The organism is Actinocorallia lasiicapitis (genome assembly GCF_054778695.1).
Map to the genome: position 1 here is coordinate 1 of NZ_BAAGZI010000091.1, position 18,170 is coordinate 18,170.

The window sequence follows — 18,170 nt, forward strand, 5'->3', positions numbered from 1 at the left end:
GATGGCGGCCGTCCGCCAGATCGCCGGCGAGCGCGACGCCGCCCAGGAGAAGGTCAAGGAACGCGACGCCTGGGTCGAGCAGATCGCCGAGGCCGTCACCGAGCAGCGCGCCGCCCTCGCCGGGCTCTCCCAGGAGCGCGACGCGGCCCGTGACGCCGCCGAGCAGGCCCGCGGCCTGATCGACGAGCTCACCCGCCAGCTCCGTGTGATCATGCCGTCGTCGCCGCTGCACGCCCACGCGGCCCTGTCGGAGGTCGGCGTCAACGGCGCCACCCTGAACGACCGCAACGGCTTCCCCGGCTAGAAACGGCTTTCCCGGTCGGGCGGACAGGGTCTCACCAGGGGCGCAGCCGAGCGCACCTCGTGAGTGAGATAGGCTGGTACCCCGTGGACAGGGCGGTTGTCGCCGCCGCAGAAACGACCACGGGGAGAACTCTCTTGCCTTCGGCAACCAAAGCTCGCACCACCAAGCACCTGTTCGTCACCGGCGGTGTCGCCTCCAGCCTCGGCAAGGGTCTGACGGCCTCCAGTCTGGGGCGTCTGCTCACCCTGCGGGGCCTGCGGGTCACCATGCAGAAGCTGGATCCGTACCTCAACGTCGATCCCGGCACGATGAACCCGTTCCAGCACGGTGAGGTCTTCGTCACCGACGACGGCGCCGAGACCGACCTGGACATCGGCCACTACGAGCGCTTCCTGGACACCGACCTGCACGGGTCCGCGAACGTCACGACCGGCCAGGTCTACTCCAACGTGATCACTAAGGAGCGGCGCGGGGAGTACCTCGGCGACACCGTCCAGGTGATCCCGCACATCACCAACGAGATCAAGGACCGGATCCGCGGCATGGCGGGCCCGGACGTCGACGTGGTGATCACCGAGGTCGGTGGCACGGTCGGCGACATCGAGTCGTTGCCGTTCCTGGAGTCGATCCGGCAGATCCGGCACGAGGTCGGCCGCGAGAACGTGTTCTTCCTGCACGTGTCGCTGCTGCCGTACATCGGCCCGTCCGGCGAGCTCAAGACCAAGCCGACCCAGCACTCGGTGGCCGCGCTGCGCAGCATCGGCATCCAGCCGGACGCGATCGTGCTCCGCTCCGACCGCCCGGTCTCCCAGTCGATCAAGCACAAGATCAGCCTGATGTGCGACGTGGACCGCGACGCCGTCGTCTCGGCCGTCGACGCCGCCAGCATCTACGACATTCCGAAGGTCCTGCACGCCGAGGGCCTGGACGCCTATGTGGTGCGCCGCCTCGGCCTGCCGTTCCGCGACGTCGACTGGGGCGAGTGGGACACCCTGCTGCGCCGCGTCCACCAGCCGGCCTCCGAGCTGACGATCGCCCTGGTCGGCAAGTACATCGACCTGCCCGACGCCTACCTGTCGGTCACCGAGGCCCTGCGCCACGGCGGTTTCGCCAACGACGCCCGCGTCAAGATCAAGTGGGTCAAGTCCGACGACTGCCAGACCCCCGAGGGCGCCAAGGCCCAGCTCGGCGATGTGGACGGCATCCTGGTGCCGGGCGGTTTCGGCGTGCGCGGCATCGAGGGCAAGCTCGGCGCGCTGCGCTACGCCCGCGAGAACAAGATCCCGACCCTGGGCATCTGCCTCGGCCTCCAGTGCATGGTCATCGAGGGTGCGCGCAACCTCGCCGGCATCGCCGACGCGGGCAGCACCGAGTTCGACGAGAACACCGAGCACCCCGTCATCTCCACCATGGCCGACCAGCTCGACGTGGTCTCCGGCGAGCGCGACCTAGGCGGCACCATGCGCCTGGGCCTCTACCCGGCCGACCTCGCCGAGGGCTCCATCGTGCGCGAGCTGTACGGCGCGCCGAAGGTCGAGGAGCGTCATCGGCACCGCTTCGAGGTGAACAACACCTACCGCGCCGACCTGGAGAAGGCCGGACTGGTCTTCTCGGGCCTGTCGCCCGACGGCCGGCTCGTGGAGTACGTCGAGCTGCCGCGCGAGGAGCACCCGTTCTACGTCGCGACCCAGGCGCACCCCGAGTTCCGTTCGCGCCCGACCCGCGCCCACCCGCTTTTCTCGGGATTGATCGCCGCGGCCCTGGAGCGTCAGGGATAATCTCAGTATGGAGATAACTGACGTCCCCGAGACGTGGCAGGTCGTCGGCACGCAAGAGCACTTCAAGGGCCGGATCGTGACGGTCAGGTCCGACGACGTGCTCATGCCCGACGGCGACGGCGTCGTGGCCGTCAACCGCGAGTACATCCTGCATCCGGGCGCCGTCGGCACGATCGCCCTGGACGACCAGGACCGCGTGCTGATGATCCGCCAGTACCGCCATCCGGTGAAGCACCTCCTGTGGGAGGTGCCCGCCGGGCTGCGGGACGTGGAGGGCGAGCCGCTGTGGCGCACCGCCGAGCGTGAGCTGCTGGAGGAGGCCGGCTACAAGGCCGCCTCCTGGCACGTGCTCGTGGACGGCTTCCTCACCCCCGGCATGAGCGACGAGCGGGTCAGGGTCTTCCTCGCCCGCGACGTCGAACGCGTGCCGGACGAGGAGATCGACTTCGTGCGGCGACACGAGGAGGCCGACATGCCGGCCGTCTGGGTGCCGCTGGAGGAGGCCGTCGCCAAAGTGCTCGCAGGCGAGATCCACAACGGGCTCGCGGTGATCGCGATCCTCGCCGCCAAGGCGGCGCAGGGCACGGGATTCAAACACCTGCGCGACAAAGACGCGCCGGAGGCCCGGCTTCCGGCATGATTGGGCGCGTCATGAGCGCGCTCCCAGGGGTTGAAACCGCTTTCCGTGCCTATCTCGGCCATCTGGCGGTCGAGCGCGGGCTCGCCGCCAACACCCTGAGCTCCTACCGGCGTGACCTGCGCCGGTACGGGGAGTTCCTGGAGTCCCGGGGCCTCGGCGACCTCGCGGAGGTCAGGGAGGCCGACGTCGCCGCGTTCCTCGCGGTGCTCCGCGAGGGCTGCGCCGACAGGCCGCCGCTGTCGGCGGGCTCGGCGGCCAGGGCCGTCGTGGCCGTCCGGGGGCTGCACCGGTTCGCGGTCCGCGAGGGGATCGCCGCGCTCGACCCGTCCCGCGAGGTCAAACCGCCGTCCCCGCCGCGCCGGCTCCCCAAGGCCATCTCGCTGACCGACGTGGAGCGGCTGCTGGAGGCGTCCGGCGACGAGTCCGCGCGCGGGCTGCGCGACCGTGCGCTGCTGGAGCTGCTGTACGGCTGCGGCGCCCGGATCAGCGAGGCCCTCGGCCTCGACCTCGACGAGGTCGATCTGGAGAGCGGTTTCGTCCGGGTCTCCGGCAAGGGCAGCAAGGTCAGGGTCGTCCCGATCGGCGGGTACGCGGGCCGCGCGCTGGAGTCGTATCTGGTGCGGGCGCGTCCCGAACTGGTCAGGGCGGGCCGCGGCGTGCCCGCGCTGTTCCTCAACGCCCGCGGCGGCAGGCTGTCCCGCCAGGGCGCCTGGATGGTGCTGGGCGCCGCCGCCGACAAGGCGAGACTCGACCATGTGTCCCCGCACACGCTGCGGCACTCCTTCGCGACCCATCTGCTGGAGCGCGGCGCCGACGTCCGGGTGGTGCAGGAGCTGCTGGGGCACGCCTCGGTGACGACCACTCAGGTCTACACGCTGGTGACGGTCCAGCTCCTGCGCGAGGTGTACGCGACGGCGCACCCCCGGGCGCGGGCATGACCCGGGCGTGACACCGGCTTGAACCGCCCCTGCCTGGGAAACGGGGTTGGACCGCTACGGCGCGTTGTGTTGCCGCTTCGTGCCCGTGCGTCCTAGAGTCCCTCAACAGGCGGCTTTCCATGCCGTCGGGGAGGTTCGAACTGATGCCAGACGCAGGTGCCGAGAGCGTGCTCTCCGCCGCGATCGCGACCGACCCGAGTAAGACGCTCGGGCCGACCAGACGACCCGTCCCCTTCTTCCCTGATCCGGAGCCCCTGCTGGAGCACGGCCCCGCCCGTATCGTGGCGGTCTGTAACCAGAAGGGCGGGGTCGGCAAGACCACGACCACGATCAACCTCGGCGCGGCACTGGCCGAGCAGGGCCGCAAGGTGCTGCTCGTCGACTTCGACCCGCAGGGCGCGCTCTCTGTCGGCCTCGGCCAGGGCGACCCGCGCCAGCTCGACGTCACCGTGCACAACATGCTGCTGGAGAGCGACACCGACTGGGAGGACATCCTCCTGGAGACCTCGGTCGAGGGCATGGACCTCCTCCCCAGCAACATCGACCTGTCCGGCGCCGAAGTGCAGCTCGTCCACGAGGTGGGCCGCGAGTACATCCTGTCGGGCAAGCTCAAGAGCGCCGTCGACCACTACGACTACATCATGATCGACTGCCAGCCGTCGCTCGGCCTGCTGACGATCAACGCGCTCGCCGCGGCCCAGGGCGTCATCGTGCCGCTGGAGTGCGAGTACTTCGCGATGCGCGGGGTGGCCCTGCTGATGGAGACCATCGAGAAGGTCCAGCAGCGGATCAACCCGACCCTGGTCATCGACGGTTTCCTCGGCACCATGTACGACTCCCGCACCCTGCACACCCGCGAGGTGCTCCAGCGGATCGTCCAGGCGTTCGGCGACAAGGTGTTCCACACCGTGATCAACCGGACGGTGCGTTTTCCCGACGCCACCGTCATGGGCGAGCCGATCACCACCTTCGACCCCTCCTCGATGGGCGCCAACCACTACCGCGAGCTGGCCAAGGAAGTCATCCAGCGCTGGCAGCAGATCACCTAAATGCGCTTCTCCACTACGGTGGGAGGCGTGACCGAGCAGGAGACCGACGAGCCCTCGGGCTTCCAGGTGCATCTGGACGCCTTCGAAGGCCCGTTCGACCTGTTGCTCGGCCTGATCGCCAAGCACAAGCTCGACATCACCGAGGTGAGCCTCCACCAGGTCACCGACGAGTTCATCGCCTTCATCCGCGCGCAGGGCCCCGAATGGGACCTCGACATGGCGTCCCATTTCCTGCTGGTCGCGGCGACCCTCCTCGATCTGAAGGCCGCGCGGCTGCTGCCGTCCGGCGAGGTCGACGACGAGGAGGATCTGGCCCTCCTGGAGGCCCGCGACCTGCTGTTCGCCCGGCTGCTGCAGTACCGGGCCTACAAGGAGGTCGCGAAGTTCTTCAGCGGCCTGATCGCCGAGGAGTCACGCCGGTACCCGCGGATGGTGCCGATGGAGCCGCGGTTCGCGAACCTGCTGCCCGAGGTGCTGCTGGGCATCGGGGCCGACCAGTTCGCGCAGATCGCCGCGCGGGTCTTCCAGCCCAAACCGGCCCCGCCCGGCGTCTCGGTCGAGCACATGTACACGCCTTTGGCCTCCATCGAGGAGCAGGGCGCTATCCTCGTAGCGAGGCTGCGGGAACTGCGGAACGCCACCTTCCAGGTCCTGACGGCCGACTGCGCCGGTACCTTCGAGGTCGTCGCGCGGTTCCTGGCCCTGCTGACGCTCTACCGCGAGCAGGCCGTCAGCTTCGACCAGAGCGAACCCCTGGGTGAGCTGCACGTGGCCTGGACGGGCACGGAAGAAGGCGAGATCAAGCTCGCCGACGAGTTCGAGGGCACCCCGCCGCCAGCAGAGGATGACGAACAGCAGTGACCGACGAGATGCCGCCGATCAAGGCCGCCCTTGAGGCGATCCTGCTGGTGGTGGACGAGCCCGTCGCCGAGATGACCCTCGCGCAGCTGCTCGAGCACCCGACCGCGGACGTCCAGGCGGCGCTGCGGGAACTGGCCGCGGAATACCGCGCCCAGGGCCGGGGGTTCGAACTGAGGGAGATCGCGGGAGGCTGGCGCTACTACACGGCCGAGCACTGCGCTCCCGTGGTCGAGAGGTTCGTCACCGACGGCCAGCAGACCCGGTTGACCCAGGCCGCGCTGGAGACCCTCGCGGTGATCGCCTACCGGCAGCCCGTCTCCCGGGCGCGCGTGTCGGCGATCCGCGGCGTCAACTGCGACGGCGTGATGCGCACCCTGACCCTGCGGGGCCTGATCCAGGAGGCCGGGCAGGACCCGGAATCCCAGGCCCTGCTCTACAAGACGACCGGGTACTTCCTGGAGCGTCTCGGCCTGACCTCGATCGAGGACCTGCCGGAGCTCGCTCCCTACCTGCCCGACGAGATCTCGGATATTGAGGAAATTCACGGATGACTTCGCAAGATGAGCTTGGCGTACGGCTGCAGAAGGTCCTGGCCGACGCCGGGATCGGTTCGCGGCGCGCCTGCGAGCAGATCATCGCCGCCGGGCGGGTCAAGGTGAACGGCAAGGTCGTGTCCTGGTTCGGCGAGCGCGTCGATCCCAAGACCGATGAGATCTCCGTGGACGGCCGCCAGATCACCACCTGGCAGGAGTTCAAGTACATCGCCCTGAACAAGCCGCTGAACGTCGAGTCGACCATGGCCAAGGGCCAGGGCACCAGGACCTTGATCGAGTTCGTCGAGGACCTGACGGTGCGGGTCTTCCACGTCGGCAGGCTCGACACCGACACCGAGGGCCTGATCCTGCTGACCAACGACGGCGAGCTGGCCCACCGGCTCACCCACCCGTCGTTCGGCGTCACCAAGACCTATGTGGCCAGCATCCCGGGGCCGATCCCGCGCGACTTCGGCCGCCGGCTCAAGGACGTCGTGCTGGAGGACGGCCCCGTCAAGATCGACGGCTTCAAGCTGCTCGAGCAGGAGGGCCGCCGGGCGCTGGTCGAGGTGACCCTGCACGAGGGCCGCAAGCACATCGTCCGTAGGCTGCTGAAGGAGGCAGGCTTCCCGGTCAGGTCGCTCGCGCGCACCGGTTTCGGCCCGATCAACCTCGGGCGGCTCAAGCCGGGCAGCTCCCGCGCCCTGACCGAGAAGGAAGTCGCCGACCTGTACAAGGTCGTCGGTCTTTAGCGGACGGCGGCGCGACGAGGAGGAGCGGCCAGTGGCGGTACGTGCCCTGCGGGGAGCCACCCAGGTGGAGGCGGACGACCGGGAGCAGATCCTGGAGGCCACGGCGGAACTGATCACCGAGGTGCTGCGGCGCAACACGCTCACCACCGACGACGTGATCAGTGTGATCTTCACCGCCACCCCCGACCTGACGGCCGAGTTCCCCGCGCTCGCGGCCCGCAAGCTCGGCTTCACCGAAGTGCCGCTGATCTGCGCCTGTGAGCTGGACGTTCCGCACGCCCTGCCCCGGGTGATCCGGCTGATGGCCCACATCGAGACCGACCGCCCCCGGTCGGAGATGAACCACGTGTACCTGCGCGGTGCCACGGCCCTCCGCCTGGACATCGCCCAGTAAGCGCGGCTCCTCCCGATAGGGTTTTCTCATGCAGAACCAGCGTGTGGTGGTGGTCGGCACCGGCCTGATCGGCACCTCCGTGGCGCTCGCCGTCCGGGAGAGCGGCGCGGAGGTGTTCCTGGCCGACCGGGACGCCGCGTCGCTCGCCCTGGCCGTCGGGCTCGGCGCGGGCACCCCGCTGCCGGACCGCCTCGACCGGCCCGCCGACCTGGCCGTGATCGCCGTGCCCCCCGCGGCCGTCGCCGCGACCCTCAAGGACCTCCAGAAGCGTGGCGTCGCCCGTTTCTTCACCGACGTGGCCAGCGTCAAGGCCAGGCCCGTCCTGGACGCCCTGAGACTCGGCTGCGATCTGACCACCTATGTCCCCGGGCATCCGCTCGCCGGCCGGGAGCGTTCCGGCCCTGCGGCCGCCCGCGGCGACCTGTTCCTGGGCCGTCCCTGGGCGCTCTGCCCGACCGAGGCGGCACGTCCCGAGGCGATCGCCGCGGTCGAGACGCTGGCCAGGACGTGCGGCGCCGAGATCATGGTCATCGACCCGGTCGAGCACGACCGGGCCATGGCGCTGGTGTCGCACGGCCCGCACGTGGTCTCCGCGGCGATGGCGGCCCGGCTCGGTGACGCGCCCGACGCGGCGCTCGCCCTGGCGGGCCAGGGCGTGCGGGACGTCACCCGGATCGCGGGCAGCGACCCCGCCCTGTGGATCGGCATCCTCACCGCCAACGCCGACGCCGTCGCGTCCGTCCTGGACGAGGTCGCGGGCGATCTCGCCCTGGCCGCCGCCATGCTCAGGGCGTCGCATGAGGCCGAGGCCGACGTCGCCGACGTGATCATGCAGCGGGTCGGCGACCTGCTGACCCGCGGCAACCGCGGCCGCTCCCGGATCCCCGGCAAGCACGGCGGCCGCCCCTCCCACTACGCGCTCGTGTCGGTCCTGGTGCCCGACGAGCCCGGCGAGCTGGCCCGGCTGTTCCAGGCCGTCGGCGACGCCGGGGTCAACATCGAGGACCTGTCCATCGAGCACTCGCCCGGCCTGCCGCTCGGCGTGGCCGAACTGTCCGTGAAACCGGAGGTCGCCGAGACCCTGGTCACCGAACTACGGGACCGGGGCTGGTCCGTCCCGCTGAGGAGCGAAGAATCTTGATCATCGCGATGGACGGGCCGTCGGGCTCGGGCAAGTCGAGCGCGGCCAAGGGAGTCGCGCGGACTCTCGGGTACCGTTATCTGGACACCGGCGCCATGTACCGGGCCTTCACCTGGTGGATGCTCGAGCAGGGCGTCGATGTCGAGGACGCTGCGGCGGTGGCCGCACGGGTCGGCGAGGTCGAGATCGACATCTCCACCGACCCGGACGCGCCCGGCATCGCGGTCGGCGGCACGGACGTGTCCGAGCCCATCCGCACGCGGGAGGTCACCGGCTCGGTGAGCGCCGTCAGCCGGGTGCCGGAGGTCCGCTCGCGACTCCTCGTGATCCAGCGTGAGATCATGGGTGACGGGGGCATCGTGGCGGAGGGCCGTGACATCGGCACCGTCGTCGCGCCGGACGCGCCGCTCAAGGTCTTCCTCACCGCCAGCGAGGAGGCCAGGGCCCAGCGCCGCGCCAAGGAGATCGGCACCGTCTCGGTCGAGACGACACTGGCCGACCAGGCACGACGCGACAAGCTGGACTCCACCCGCGCCACAGCGCCCATGACCAAGGCCGACGACGCCGTCGAGATCGATTCGAGCGAACTAGGGCTCGACGAGGTGATCGACGCGATCGTGCGGCTCGCTAAGGAGCGCGGCATCTGATCACGGACTCTTGATCCGTGGCGGCTGCCGGTACGCCCCACGGACAAGGGATTTTTCCGTGACTGAAAGTGAATACCCCTCGAACTTCGCCGACCAAGAGGAGTTCGAGACCTACGACCCCGATGAAGTCAACTTCTCCGAGCTGGAGTTCTCGGAGGAGGACGAAGAGGGCTACGAGCAGCCGAAACTGCCCGTCGTGGCCGTCGTCGGCCGGCCCAACGTCGGCAAGTCGACCCTGGTCAACCGGATCATCGGCCGCCGTGAGGCGGTCGTCGAGGACGTTCCCGGGGTGACCAGGGACCGGGTCGCCTACACGGCGTCCTGGAACGGCCGGAACTTCACCGTCGTCGACACCGGCGGCTGGCTGCCCGACTCGCGCGGCCTGGCCGCCGCGATCGCCGAGCAGGCCCAGCTCGCCGTGGAGCTCGCCGACGTCGTGCTGTTCGTGGTCGACGCCACCGTCGGGATCACCGACGTGGACGAGGCCGTCGTCGAGATCCTGCGCCGGTCCAAGAAGCCGGTCGTCCTGGCCGCGAACAAGGTCGACGACCAGCGCGCCGAGATCGAGGCGTCCGCGCTGTGGAGCCTCGGCATCGGCGAGCCCATGCCGGTCTCGGCGCTGCACGGCCGCACCTCCGGCGACCTGCTCGACCGGGTGCTGGAGTCGCTTCCCGAGGAGGCGCCGCGCGAGCGGATCGGCGAGGCGCCGGGCGGGCCGCGCCGGGTGGCGCTGATGGGCCGCCCGAACGTCGGCAAGTCCAGCCTGCTGAACAAGCTGGCGGGGGAGAAGCGCGCCGTCGTCGACTCGGTGGCCGGCACCACGCGTGACCCGGTCGACGAGATGATCGAGCTGGGCGGCAAGACCTGGCGGTTCATCGACACCGCCGGCATCCGCAAGCGGCACCGGGAGAACCAGGGCGCGGACTTCTACGCGATCCTGCGCACCCAGTCGGCGCTGGAGCGGGCCGAGGTCGCCGTCGTCCTGGTCGACGCCAGCGACAGCCTCGCCGAGCAGGATCTGCGGATCATCAACACGGTCGTCGACGCGGGCCGTGCGATGGTCCTCGCCTACAACAAGTGGGACCTGGTCGATGAGGAGCGCCGCTTCTACCTCGACCGCGAGATCGAGCGGCAGCTCGTGGCGGCCCGCTGGGCGCCGCGCGTCAACATCTCCGCGAAGACCGGCCGCCACATGGAGAAGCTGGTCCCGGCGATCGAGACGGCGCTCGACAGCTGGTCCTACCGGGTGCCGACGGGCAAGCTCAACCAGTTCTTCGCCGATCTGGTCTCCTCGCACCCGCACCCCATCCGGGGCGGCAAGCAGCCGCGTGTGCTGTTCGCGACCCAGGCGGGCACCCGTCCGCCGCGGTTCGTGCTGTTCACCAGCGGTTTCCTCGAGCCGGGCTACCGGCGGTTCATCGAGCGCCGGATCCGTGAGGAGTTCGGCTTCGAGGGCACCCCGATCTCGGTGACCATGAAGATCCGGGAGAAGCGCAAGGACCGCAACAAGCGGCGCTGACGGCCGGTGCGTCCGTGCTGGTCCGGTCCGCGGTCGGACCGGTGCGGATGTCTGGTAGTCTGGGTGTTCGACCGGCCTGGAGCCTATGAGCTTCAGGCACGCAAGTGGAGGCCAACTCCCACCTTGCTGACCCTGACCGGGTCGGCGGGTCCGGTCGACACCTTCTCGAAGGTGTCATACATCCCCGACGGGGCGCGGTTCGGTACCGCGGAACCTTGTCAGGGCTGACCGACTTTGGCCTCGCATGTGTGTTATGCGGGGCTTTCCTGTTTTTCAGGGGCCGGGTACGACAGGTCAAAGGATACGTAAGGCCCAGGGAGGTCCCATCAGCGCCGAACAGCGTTTCACCGAACCGCGCATCAACGACCGCATTCGCGTGCCGGAAGTCCGGCTGGTCGGGCCCAACGGCGAGCAGGTCGGCATCGTCCCGATCGCCAAGGCTCTCGACCTTGCCCGTGAGTCCGACCTCGACCTGGTCGAAGTCGCGCCCACCGCGCGGCCTCCCGTGGCCAAGCTCATGGACTACGGCAAGTTCAAGTACGAGTCCGCGATGAAGGCGCGTGAGGCGCGGCGCAACCAGGCGCACACGATCATCAAGGAGATCAAGCTCCGTCCGAAGATCGACCCGCACGACTACGAGACCAAGAAGGGTCACGTCGTCCGGTTCCTCAAGGGCGGGGACAAGGTCAAGGTGACGATCATGTTCCGCGGTCGCGAGCAGTCGCGTCCGGAGCTGGGCTTCCGTCTCCTGCAGCGGCTCGCGGCGGACGTCGAGGAGCTCGGCTTCGTGGAGTCGAACGCCAAGCAGGACGGCCGGAACATGATCATGGTGATCGGGCCGCACAAGAAGAAGGCCGAAGCCAAGGCCGAGCAGGCTGAGGCCCGCGCCGCCCGCGACCGTGAGGGCGACGAGCTCCCGGTCGACGAGGCCGCGGAAGAAGAGGCCCCCGCCCCCGAGGCGGTCGCCGAGGAAGTCTCCGTCGGAGACGCCACCCCGGCCGAGTGAGACCCACCTGAACCCGGGTCTGCTTGGCTCCCGATTTAGGAACGAAGTTCCTAGGGACAGCAGGACCCGGGTTCAGGATGTACGCACCTGTTGCTGATCAAGGCGTGCATGAAGGTGTACGTCCGATCAGTCACGCCTCCCGCACCCCGCGGGACCAGAACCAGAACGAGGGAGACGGCCACCATGCCGAAGACCAAGACCCACTCGGGCGCCAAGAAGCGCTTCAAGCTGACCGGCTCCGGCAAGCTGGTGCGCCGCAAGGCCAACAAGAACCACCTGCTCGAGCACAAGTCGACCAAGCGCACCCGTCGTCTCGACGGCTACGCCCTGGTCTCCGAGGCCGACACCCCCACCATCAAGAAGCTGCTGCGCAAGTAAGCGCCGCTCCAGACCTTTTCGGGCGGGACGGGACACGGTTCCCCCGCCTTTTCGACCGGTTCACCCCCGCACGGGATGAGCCCCCACGAAGGAGTAAACACACGTGGCACGCGTGAAGCGGGCGGTCAACGCCGCCAAGAAGCGTCGGGTCGTTCTGGAGCGTGCGAGCGGCTACCGCGGCCAGCGGTCGCGTCTGTACCGCAAGGCCAAGGAGCAGCAGCTCCACTCCATGACGTACGCCTTCCGTGACCGGAAGGACCGCAAGGGCCAGTTCCGCCGCCTGTGGATTCAGCGCATCAACGCGGCTGTCCGCGCCAACGGCCTGACCTACAACCGGTTCATCCAGGGCCTGAAGATCGCTGAGATCGAGGTCGACCGCCGTATGCTCGCCGAGCTCGCGGTCAACGACGAGGCCGCTTTCGTGGCCCTCGTCGAGGTCGCCAAGGCCGCTCTGCCGGTCGAGGCCTGAGATTCACCAGGGCGGTCAACCTAGACTGGAGCGATGATGGCGAGCCTGGAACTGACCTCGATCCGTTCACCTCGGGTGAAGTCGGCTCGACGGCTCGCCAAACGCGCTTTCCGCCAGCAGGACCGGCGTTTCCTCGCCGAGGGCCCGCAGGCGGTCCGTGAGGCCCTCGCCCTGAAGCAGGGCCTCGCGGAGCTCTACTTCACGGCGGAGGCGGCCAGCCGCCACGCCGAGCTGATCGCTCAGGCCGAGGCCGCCGGGATTCCCGCGATGCGGGTGTCCGGCGAGGTCATGGCCGAGCTGGCGCAGACCGTCACCCCGCAGGGGCTGCTCGCGGTCTGCACCTTCCTGGACGTCACCCTGGACGACGCGCTGAGCCGCTCGCCCAAGCTGGTCACCGTCCTGTCCCATGTGCGTGATCCCGGCAACGCCGGCACGGTGCTGCGCGCCTCCGACGCCGCGGGAGCCGATGCGGTGATCTTCACCGACGCGTCGGTCGATCCGTACAACGGCAAGTGCGTGCGCGCCTCGGCCGGCAGCCTGTTCCATCTCCCGGTGGTCATCGGCCCGCGCTACGACACGCTCATCCCGGCGTTGAAGGCCCAGGGCCTGACGGTCCTGGCCGCCGACGGCATCGGCGAGCGGACGGTCGACGACCTGGCCGACGACGGCGGTCTGGCCCGTCCGACGGCCTGGGTGTTCGGCAACGAGGCCTGGGGCCTGCCGGAAGAGGTCAGGGCCCTCGCCGACCAGGTCGTGCGGGTGCCGATCCACGGCAAGGCCGAGAGCCTGAACCTCGCGACGGCCGCGGCCGTGTGTCTTTACGCGTCGGCGCGCGCCCAGCGTGTGCTGCGCTAGCAGCCTGATCCACCCGTCTGATCCACCCGTCAAGGCCGGTCAGCAAGATCTTTACCGCTAAGTACGAAGCGCGGGGTTGTCACCAGGTGATGACCGTCTCCGGACGTGCCGCGCCACCTTGCGCACCTCCCGGTGCTGCCAAGATGACCATGAGGCTCGCGAGATCCGTCCCCGGACGGGCCGGCGGGCCGTGACATTGTCCAAGGAGAGGGAGTACATGCTCCGCCGCACGAGGTCCGAGCAGATGCGCTCGGCGCTCTTCCGGTGCGCTACGCCGGAGGAGCGCCTGCTGCACGTCGAGCTCTCGGGCTTGCATGGCGACACCGCCGTGGTGACCGTCGCCGGAGAGATCGATCTCCGGTCCGCGCTGACTCTGCGCGACCAGCTGACCGCCGTCGTCGACGCGGGTTTCGGCTCGATCGTCCTCGATTTCGAGCAGGTCCTTTTCTGTGACGCCTCCGGGCTGAACGCTCTGGTCGCGCTCGCCAACCGGGTCCGTGCCCAGGGTGGCGGGGTGTGGTTGGCCGGGGTGCGTCCCGCGCAGCGCCGGCTGTTCCAGATCACCGGTCTGGACCGGCGTTTCCCGCTCTGCGACGAGGTCGCCGAGGCGGTCGCGCTGGCGGCGTCCGGGATCTGACGCCGACGGCGTCCCCGATCGCGTTCCGGTCGGTATCTCAGATGGCCGACGACAGCCTGAAATCCCTTGTCCGTAAGGGGTTTCATGCTCCCAAGGCGTCACCTGTGGAGGCTAGGCTCTAGTCATGGCGTTGGGCGCGGAAAGGCCGCTGACGGGCACGCGCGTGCCTTCACCCCGCCCTGCCCCCCGCCCCGAAGACGATCTTCCTGACGGTCTGGTGGTGGCCGACGCCGACGGCCGGATCGTGGTGTTCAACCGGATGGCCGAACGGATCACCGGGGTCCGCCGCGAGCAGGCCCTGGGCCGGGAGGCCGCGGCCGTCCTGCCGCTGACGGGCGCCGACGGCTGCGACTGGTGGAAGGCGATCGACCCCTACCGCGGCCTGTCGACCAGGACCCGCCACCCCGAGCAGACCGTCCAGCTCGCCGACGGGCGGGAGGTGCTCGTCACCGCCGCCTACCGGCGCGACCCCGGCGGCCGGGTCGAACGGTTCAGCCTGGGCGTGCGGGACGCCGCGCAGCGGGTCCGGCTGGAGCGTCAGCGGGCCGATCTGGTCTCGACGGTCGCGCACGAGCTCCGGTCGCCGCTGACCAGCGTCAAGGGCTTCACGGCCACGCTGCTGGCCAAATGGCACCGGTTCAACGACGACCAGAAGCTCGTCATGCTGGAGACCGTCAACGCCGACGCCGACCGCGTCACCCGGCTGATCACCGAGCTGCTGGACGTGTCGCGGATCGAGGCCGGCCGGCTGGAGATGCGCAAGCAGGTCGTCGATCTGGGGGCCGAGGCCCGCAAGGTCATCGCGGGGCGTGTCGCGGCGGGGGAGGCCGCCACCCGGTTCCGGCTGGAGATCAGGGGCGAGCTCCCCGAACTCTGGCTCGACCCGGACAAAATCAGCCAGATCCTGGGCAACCTCGTGGAAAACGCGGTGCGGCACGGCGCTGGTACTGTCACGATTGCCATCGAGCCGGACAGCGGGAAGGAGGGGGTCGTCGTGTCCGTCAGGGACGAGGGCGAAGGCATCCCCCCCGAGGCCGCTCAGCGTGTCTTCCGGCAGTTCTGGCGGCGCGACCGCAGAGCGGGCACCGGCCTGGGCCTCTACATCGTCAAGGGCCTCGTCGAGGCGCACGGCGGTGTGATCAACGTGCAGCGCGCCCCCGGCGGCGGCGCCGAGTTCCGATTTACCATGCCCGCCGGGGCTCCCGACTTCGCCTGAGGCGAAGCGCCCGCGCGGGCTGTCAGGCGTCCGGGGTGAACTCCGTGATCTCACCCAGCCACTAAACTTTGCGGGTCGTCCCGCTCAGGAGCCGTTGAACCCATGTCTGCACCGAATAAGTCGTTCGACCCGGTCGAGGTCGCCGCGTTGAAGCCCGAGGAGCTCGACCGGCTCCGCCAGGAGGCGCTCGACGCGATCGCGGCCGCCGCCTCGCTGGAGGAGCTGAAGGAGGTGCGGCTCGCCCACGCGGGCGACCGGTCGCCCCTCGCGCTGGCCAACCGTGAGATCGGCGCGCTGCCGCCGCAGGCCAAGGCCGAGGCCGGCAAGCGGGTCGGCTCGGCGCGCGGCGCCGTCAACCAGGCGCTCAAGGCCCGCCAGGAGCAGCTCGAGATCGAGCGGGACGAGCGCGTCCTGGTCGAGGAGACCGTCGATGTGACGCTGCCGTGGGACCGTTCGCCGGTCGGCGCGCGCCACCCGCTGACCACGATGGCCGAGCGGATGGCCGACGTGTTCGTGTCGATGGGCTTCGAGATCGCCGAAGGCCCGGAGATCGAGGCCGAGTGGTTCAACTTCGACGCCCTCAACTTCCCGCCCGACCACCCGGCCCGGGAGATGCAGGACACCTTCTTCGTCGAGTCCGAGGACTCCGGGATGGTGCTCCGCACCCACACCTCGCCGGTCCAGGTGCGGGCGCTGCTCTCGCGTGAGCTGCCCGTCTACGTCGTCGCGCCGGGCAAGACCTTCCGCACCGACGAGCTGGACGCCACGCACAGCCCGGTCTTCCACCAGCTCGAAGGGCTGGCGATCGACGAGGGGCTGACCATGGCCGATCTGAAGGGCGCGATCGCCGCGTTCGTCAACGGCCTGTTCGGCGACCCGCTGCCGGTGCGGCTGCGCCCGTCGTTCTTCCCGTTCACCGAGCCGTCGGCCGAGGTCGACATGCAGTGCTTCGTCTGCAAGGGCGCGTCGGTCGGCAACCCCGACGCGCCGTGCCGCACCTGCTCGTCGGAGGGCTGGATCGAGATCGGAGGCTGCGGGATGGTCAACCCGCGCGTGCTGACGGCCGCCGGGGTCGACCCGGAGCGGTACAGCGGCTGGGCGTTCGGTCTGGGCGTCGAGCGGACCCTGATGTTCCGGCACGGGGTCGAGGACATGCGTGACATGGTCGAGGGCGACGTCCGGTTCGCCCTCCCGTTCGGGATGGAGATCTGATGCGGGCCCCGCTTTCCTGGCTGCGTGAGTACGTGGCGCTGCCCGACGGGGTGACCGGCCGCGAACTGGCCGCCGAGCTCATCGCCGCGGGCCTCGAGGTCGAGACGGTCGAGACGGCCGACATCACCGGCCCGCTCCGCACCGGCCAGGTCCTCACCATCGAGGAGCTGACCGAGTTCAAGAAGCCGATCCGCTGGTGCACGGTGGACGTCGGCAACGCCGAGCCGCAGAACCTGATCTGCGGTGCGCGCAACTTCGCCGTCGGCGACAAGGTCGTCGTGGTGCTGCCGGGCGCGGTGCTGCCCGGCGGGTTCGCGGTCGGCGCGCGCCAGACCTACGGCAAGCTGTCCGAGGGCATGATCTGCTCGCTGCGCGAGCTGGGCATCGGCGACGACCACGACGGCATCCTGATCCTGCCGCAGGACACTCCGGTCGGTCTCGACGCGATCGAGCTGCTGGGCCTGGACGACGACGTCCTCGACATCGCCGTCACGCCCGACCGCGGCTACGCCAACTCCATCCGGGGTCTGGCCCGCGAGGCCGCCATCGCCTACGGCGTGGAGTTCACCGACCCGGCCGCGATCGACCTCGGCCCGGACGAGGGAGCCTCCTACCCGGCTTCGATCGCCGACCCGTCGGCCTGCGACCGGTTCGTGCTGCGCCAGGTGCGCGGGTTCGACCCGTCCCGGCCGTCGCCGCTGTGGCTGCAGACCCGGCTGAACCGGGTCGGGATGCGTCCGGTCTCGCTGGCCGTCGACATCACCAACTACGTGATGATGGAGCTCGGCCAGCCGCTGCACGCGTTCGACACGGCCAAGCTGACCGGCGAGATCGTCGTGCGGCGGGCCCAGGCGGGGGAGAAGCTCGAGACCCTCGACCACGTCACCCGCGCCCTCGACCCGCAGGACATCCTGATCACCGACGGCTCCGGCCCGATCTCGATGGCCGGCACCATGGGCGGGCTCACGACCGAGATCTCCGACGACTCCACCGACATCGTCATCGAGGCGGCCCACTTCGACCCGGTCGGTGTCGCGAAGATGGTGCGCCGCCACAAGCTGCACTCCGAGGCGTCCTACCGGTTCGAGCGCGGCGTGGACCGCGAGCTGCCGCTGCGGGCGTCGCTGCGGGCGGCGCGGCTGCTGGCCGAGCTCGGCGGCGCGCGGATCGTGCCGGGGGTGACCGTGGCGGAAGCGCCGCACACCCCGGTGACGATCACGATCCCGGTGTCGCATCCGTCGCGGGTGTCGGGTGTCGAGTACGCGCGGGAGACCGTGGTCCGGCGGCTGGAGGAGGTCGGCTGCACGATCACCGGCACCGACCCGATCACCGTCACCCCGGCTTCGTGGCGGCCCGACCTGACCGACCCCAACGACCTCGCCGAAGAGGTCATCCGGCTGGAGGGGTTCGACCAGATCCCCGAGCGGGCGCCGCGTCCCGCCGCGGGCAAGGGCCTGACCGCGCAGCAGCGGCTGCGCCGCAGGTTCGGCCGGGTGCTCGCCGCGACCGGCCACACCGAGGTGCTGAGCTATCCGTTCGTCTCGGCGAAGGACTGGGACTCCCTCCAGCTCCCCGCCGACGACACCCGCCGCACCGCGCTGCGACTGGCGAACCCGCTGGCCGAGGACGAGCCGCTGCTGCGCACCACGCTGCTGCCCGGCCTGTTCCGCACGGCGGCCCGCAACCTCGGACGCGGCCAGACCGATCTGGCGGTGTTCGAGCTGGGGCTGGTGTACCGGCCGAAGCCGAACGCGGGCAAGGTGCCGGCCTACCCCGTCGACCGGGCCCCTTCGCGGGAGGAGCTGGCCGCGATCGAGGCGGCGCTGCCGCATCAGCCGCTG

The 18,170-nt window shown here is 69.9% G+C and carries 19 protein-coding genes and 1 pseudogene; all 20 read left to right on the plus strand.

Annotated elements, in window-relative coordinates; all coding sequences use genetic code 11:
* Window positions 1–304 (plus strand): annotated as a pseudogene (locus ACYVE7_RS13165) (hypothetical protein); the annotation flags it as partial.
* Window positions 305–438: 134 nt separating this feature from the next.
* On the plus strand, window positions 439–2,082 hold the full coding sequence (locus ACYVE7_RS13170) for a CTP synthase (RefSeq protein ID WP_460364932.1): 1,644 nt from the start codon (window positions 439–441) through the stop codon (window positions 2,080–2,082).
* A 7-nt stretch (window positions 2,083–2,089) separates the two neighbouring features.
* Window positions 2,090–2,722: an NUDIX domain-containing protein gene (locus ACYVE7_RS13175; protein ID WP_460364933.1), complete on the plus strand. Its 633-nt coding sequence runs from the start codon at window positions 2,090–2,092 to the stop codon at window positions 2,720–2,722.
* 11 nt (window positions 2,723–2,733) lie between these two features.
* Complete coding sequence (locus tag ACYVE7_RS13180; RefSeq protein WP_460364934.1) at window positions 2,734–3,660, plus strand: site-specific tyrosine recombinase XerD; 927 nt, start codon at window positions 2,734–2,736, stop codon at window positions 3,658–3,660.
* Between the two features lie 143 nt (window positions 3,661–3,803).
* Window positions 3,804–4,709, plus strand: a complete 906-nt coding sequence (locus ACYVE7_RS13185) for a ParA family protein (RefSeq protein WP_460364935.1) — start codon at window positions 3,804–3,806, stop codon at window positions 4,707–4,709.
* Entirely contained in the window at window positions 4,710–5,570 is an 861-nt protein-coding gene (locus tag ACYVE7_RS13190) for a segregation and condensation protein A (RefSeq protein WP_460364936.1), read from the plus strand. It abuts the gene before it with no gap.
* Between the two features lie 8 nt (window positions 5,571–5,578).
* Entirely contained in the window at window positions 5,579–6,121 is a 543-nt protein-coding gene (gene scpB / locus ACYVE7_RS13195; protein WP_460364947.1) for an SMC-Scp complex subunit ScpB, read from the plus strand.
* Window positions 6,118–6,855 (plus strand): pseudouridine synthase, encoded by a 738-nt coding sequence (locus ACYVE7_RS13200; RefSeq protein ID WP_460364937.1) that lies wholly within the window; start codon window positions 6,118–6,120, stop codon window positions 6,853–6,855. Before scpB ends, ACYVE7_RS13200 begins: the two co-directional genes overlap by 4 nt.
* A 31-nt stretch (window positions 6,856–6,886) precedes the next feature.
* Complete coding sequence (gene aroH / locus ACYVE7_RS13205) at window positions 6,887–7,249, plus strand: chorismate mutase (protein WP_460364938.1); 363 nt, start codon at window positions 6,887–6,889, stop codon at window positions 7,247–7,249.
* A gap of 28 nt (window positions 7,250–7,277) precedes the next feature.
* Entirely contained in the window at window positions 7,278–8,390 is a 1,113-nt protein-coding gene (locus ACYVE7_RS13210; protein WP_460364939.1) for a prephenate dehydrogenase, read from the plus strand.
* A gap of 8 nt (window positions 8,391–8,398) precedes the next feature.
* Entirely contained in the window at window positions 8,399–9,037 is a 639-nt protein-coding gene (cmk, locus tag ACYVE7_RS13215; protein WP_460364948.1) for a (d)CMP kinase, read from the plus strand.
* Window positions 9,038–9,095: 58 nt separating this feature from the next.
* The gene (gene der, locus ACYVE7_RS13220) at window positions 9,096–10,556 is read left to right on the plus strand and encodes a ribosome biogenesis GTPase Der (RefSeq protein ID WP_460364940.1); all 1,461 of its coding nucleotides are present in this window, start codon (window positions 9,096–9,098) and stop codon (window positions 10,554–10,556) included.
* 358 nt (window positions 10,557–10,914) lie between these two features.
* Window positions 10,915–11,562 (plus strand): translation initiation factor IF-3, encoded by a 648-nt coding sequence (infC, locus tag ACYVE7_RS13225; RefSeq protein WP_460364949.1) that lies wholly within the window; start codon window positions 10,915–10,917, stop codon window positions 11,560–11,562.
* Between the two features lie 183 nt (window positions 11,563–11,745).
* Window positions 11,746–11,940, plus strand: coding sequence for a 50S ribosomal protein L35 (gene rpmI, locus ACYVE7_RS13230; protein WP_460364941.1), 195 nt, complete (start codon window positions 11,746–11,748; stop codon window positions 11,938–11,940).
* Between the two features lie 103 nt (window positions 11,941–12,043).
* Window positions 12,044–12,409, plus strand: coding sequence for a 50S ribosomal protein L20 (rplT, locus tag ACYVE7_RS13235; RefSeq protein WP_460364942.1), 366 nt, complete (start codon window positions 12,044–12,046; stop codon window positions 12,407–12,409).
* Window positions 12,410–12,445: 36 nt separating this feature from the next.
* Window positions 12,446–13,264, plus strand: a complete 819-nt coding sequence (locus ACYVE7_RS13240) for a TrmH family RNA methyltransferase (RefSeq protein ID WP_460364950.1) — start codon at window positions 12,446–12,448, stop codon at window positions 13,262–13,264.
* Window positions 13,265–13,481: 217 nt separating this feature from the next.
* The gene (locus tag ACYVE7_RS13245; protein WP_460364943.1) at window positions 13,482–13,901 is read left to right on the plus strand and encodes an STAS domain-containing protein; all 420 of its coding nucleotides are present in this window, start codon (window positions 13,482–13,484) and stop codon (window positions 13,899–13,901) included.
* A 124-nt stretch (window positions 13,902–14,025) separates the two neighbouring features.
* Window positions 14,026–15,117: a sensor histidine kinase gene (locus ACYVE7_RS13250; protein WP_460364944.1), complete on the plus strand. Its 1,092-nt coding sequence runs from the start codon at window positions 14,026–14,028 to the stop codon at window positions 15,115–15,117.
* 102 nt (window positions 15,118–15,219) lie between these two features.
* On the plus strand, window positions 15,220–16,329 hold the full coding sequence (gene pheS, locus ACYVE7_RS13255) for a phenylalanine--tRNA ligase subunit alpha (RefSeq protein ID WP_460364945.1): 1,110 nt from the start codon (window positions 15,220–15,222) through the stop codon (window positions 16,327–16,329).
* The coding region (gene pheT / locus ACYVE7_RS13260; protein WP_460364946.1) for a phenylalanine--tRNA ligase subunit beta at window positions 16,329–18,170 on the plus strand (1,842 nt) is incomplete at its 3' end. The genes pheS and pheT, both read left to right, overlap by 1 nt.

What these genes read in the sequence shown, in the direction of transcription:
- ACYVE7_RS13175 (WP_460364933.1), top strand. Translation starts at nt 2,090, where the DNA reads ATGGAGATAACTGACGTCCCCGAGACGTGGCAGGTCGTCGGCACGCAA.
- ACYVE7_RS13180 (WP_460364934.1), top strand. Translation starts at nt 2,734, where the DNA reads ATGAGCGCGCTCCCAGGGGTTGAAACCGCTTTCCGTGCCTATCTCGGC.
- ACYVE7_RS13185 (WP_460364935.1), top strand. Translation starts at nt 3,804, where the DNA reads ATGCCAGACGCAGGTGCCGAGAGCGTGCTCTCCGCCGCGATCGCGACC.
- ACYVE7_RS13190 (WP_460364936.1), top strand. Translation starts at nt 4,710, where the DNA reads ATGCGCTTCTCCACTACGGTGGGAGGCGTGACCGAGCAGGAGACCGAC.
- scpB (WP_460364947.1), top strand. Translation starts at nt 5,579, where the DNA reads ATGCCGCCGATCAAGGCCGCCCTTGAGGCGATCCTGCTGGTGGTGGAC.
- ACYVE7_RS13200 (WP_460364937.1), top strand. Translation starts at nt 6,118, where the DNA reads ATGACTTCGCAAGATGAGCTTGGCGTACGGCTGCAGAAGGTCCTGGCC.
- ACYVE7_RS13210 (WP_460364939.1), top strand. Translation starts at nt 7,278, where the DNA reads ATGCAGAACCAGCGTGTGGTGGTGGTCGGCACCGGCCTGATCGGCACC.
- cmk (WP_460364948.1), top strand. Translation starts at nt 8,399, where the DNA reads ATGGACGGGCCGTCGGGCTCGGGCAAGTCGAGCGCGGCCAAGGGAGTC.
- rpmI (WP_460364941.1), top strand. Translation starts at nt 11,746, where the DNA reads ATGCCGAAGACCAAGACCCACTCGGGCGCCAAGAAGCGCTTCAAGCTG.
- ACYVE7_RS13240 (WP_460364950.1), top strand. Translation starts at nt 12,446, where the DNA reads ATGGCGAGCCTGGAACTGACCTCGATCCGTTCACCTCGGGTGAAGTCG.
- ACYVE7_RS13245 (WP_460364943.1), top strand. Translation starts at nt 13,482, where the DNA reads ATGCTCCGCCGCACGAGGTCCGAGCAGATGCGCTCGGCGCTCTTCCGG.
- ACYVE7_RS13250 (WP_460364944.1), top strand. Translation starts at nt 14,026, where the DNA reads ATGGCGTTGGGCGCGGAAAGGCCGCTGACGGGCACGCGCGTGCCTTCA.
- pheS (WP_460364945.1), top strand. Translation starts at nt 15,220, where the DNA reads ATGTCTGCACCGAATAAGTCGTTCGACCCGGTCGAGGTCGCCGCGTTG.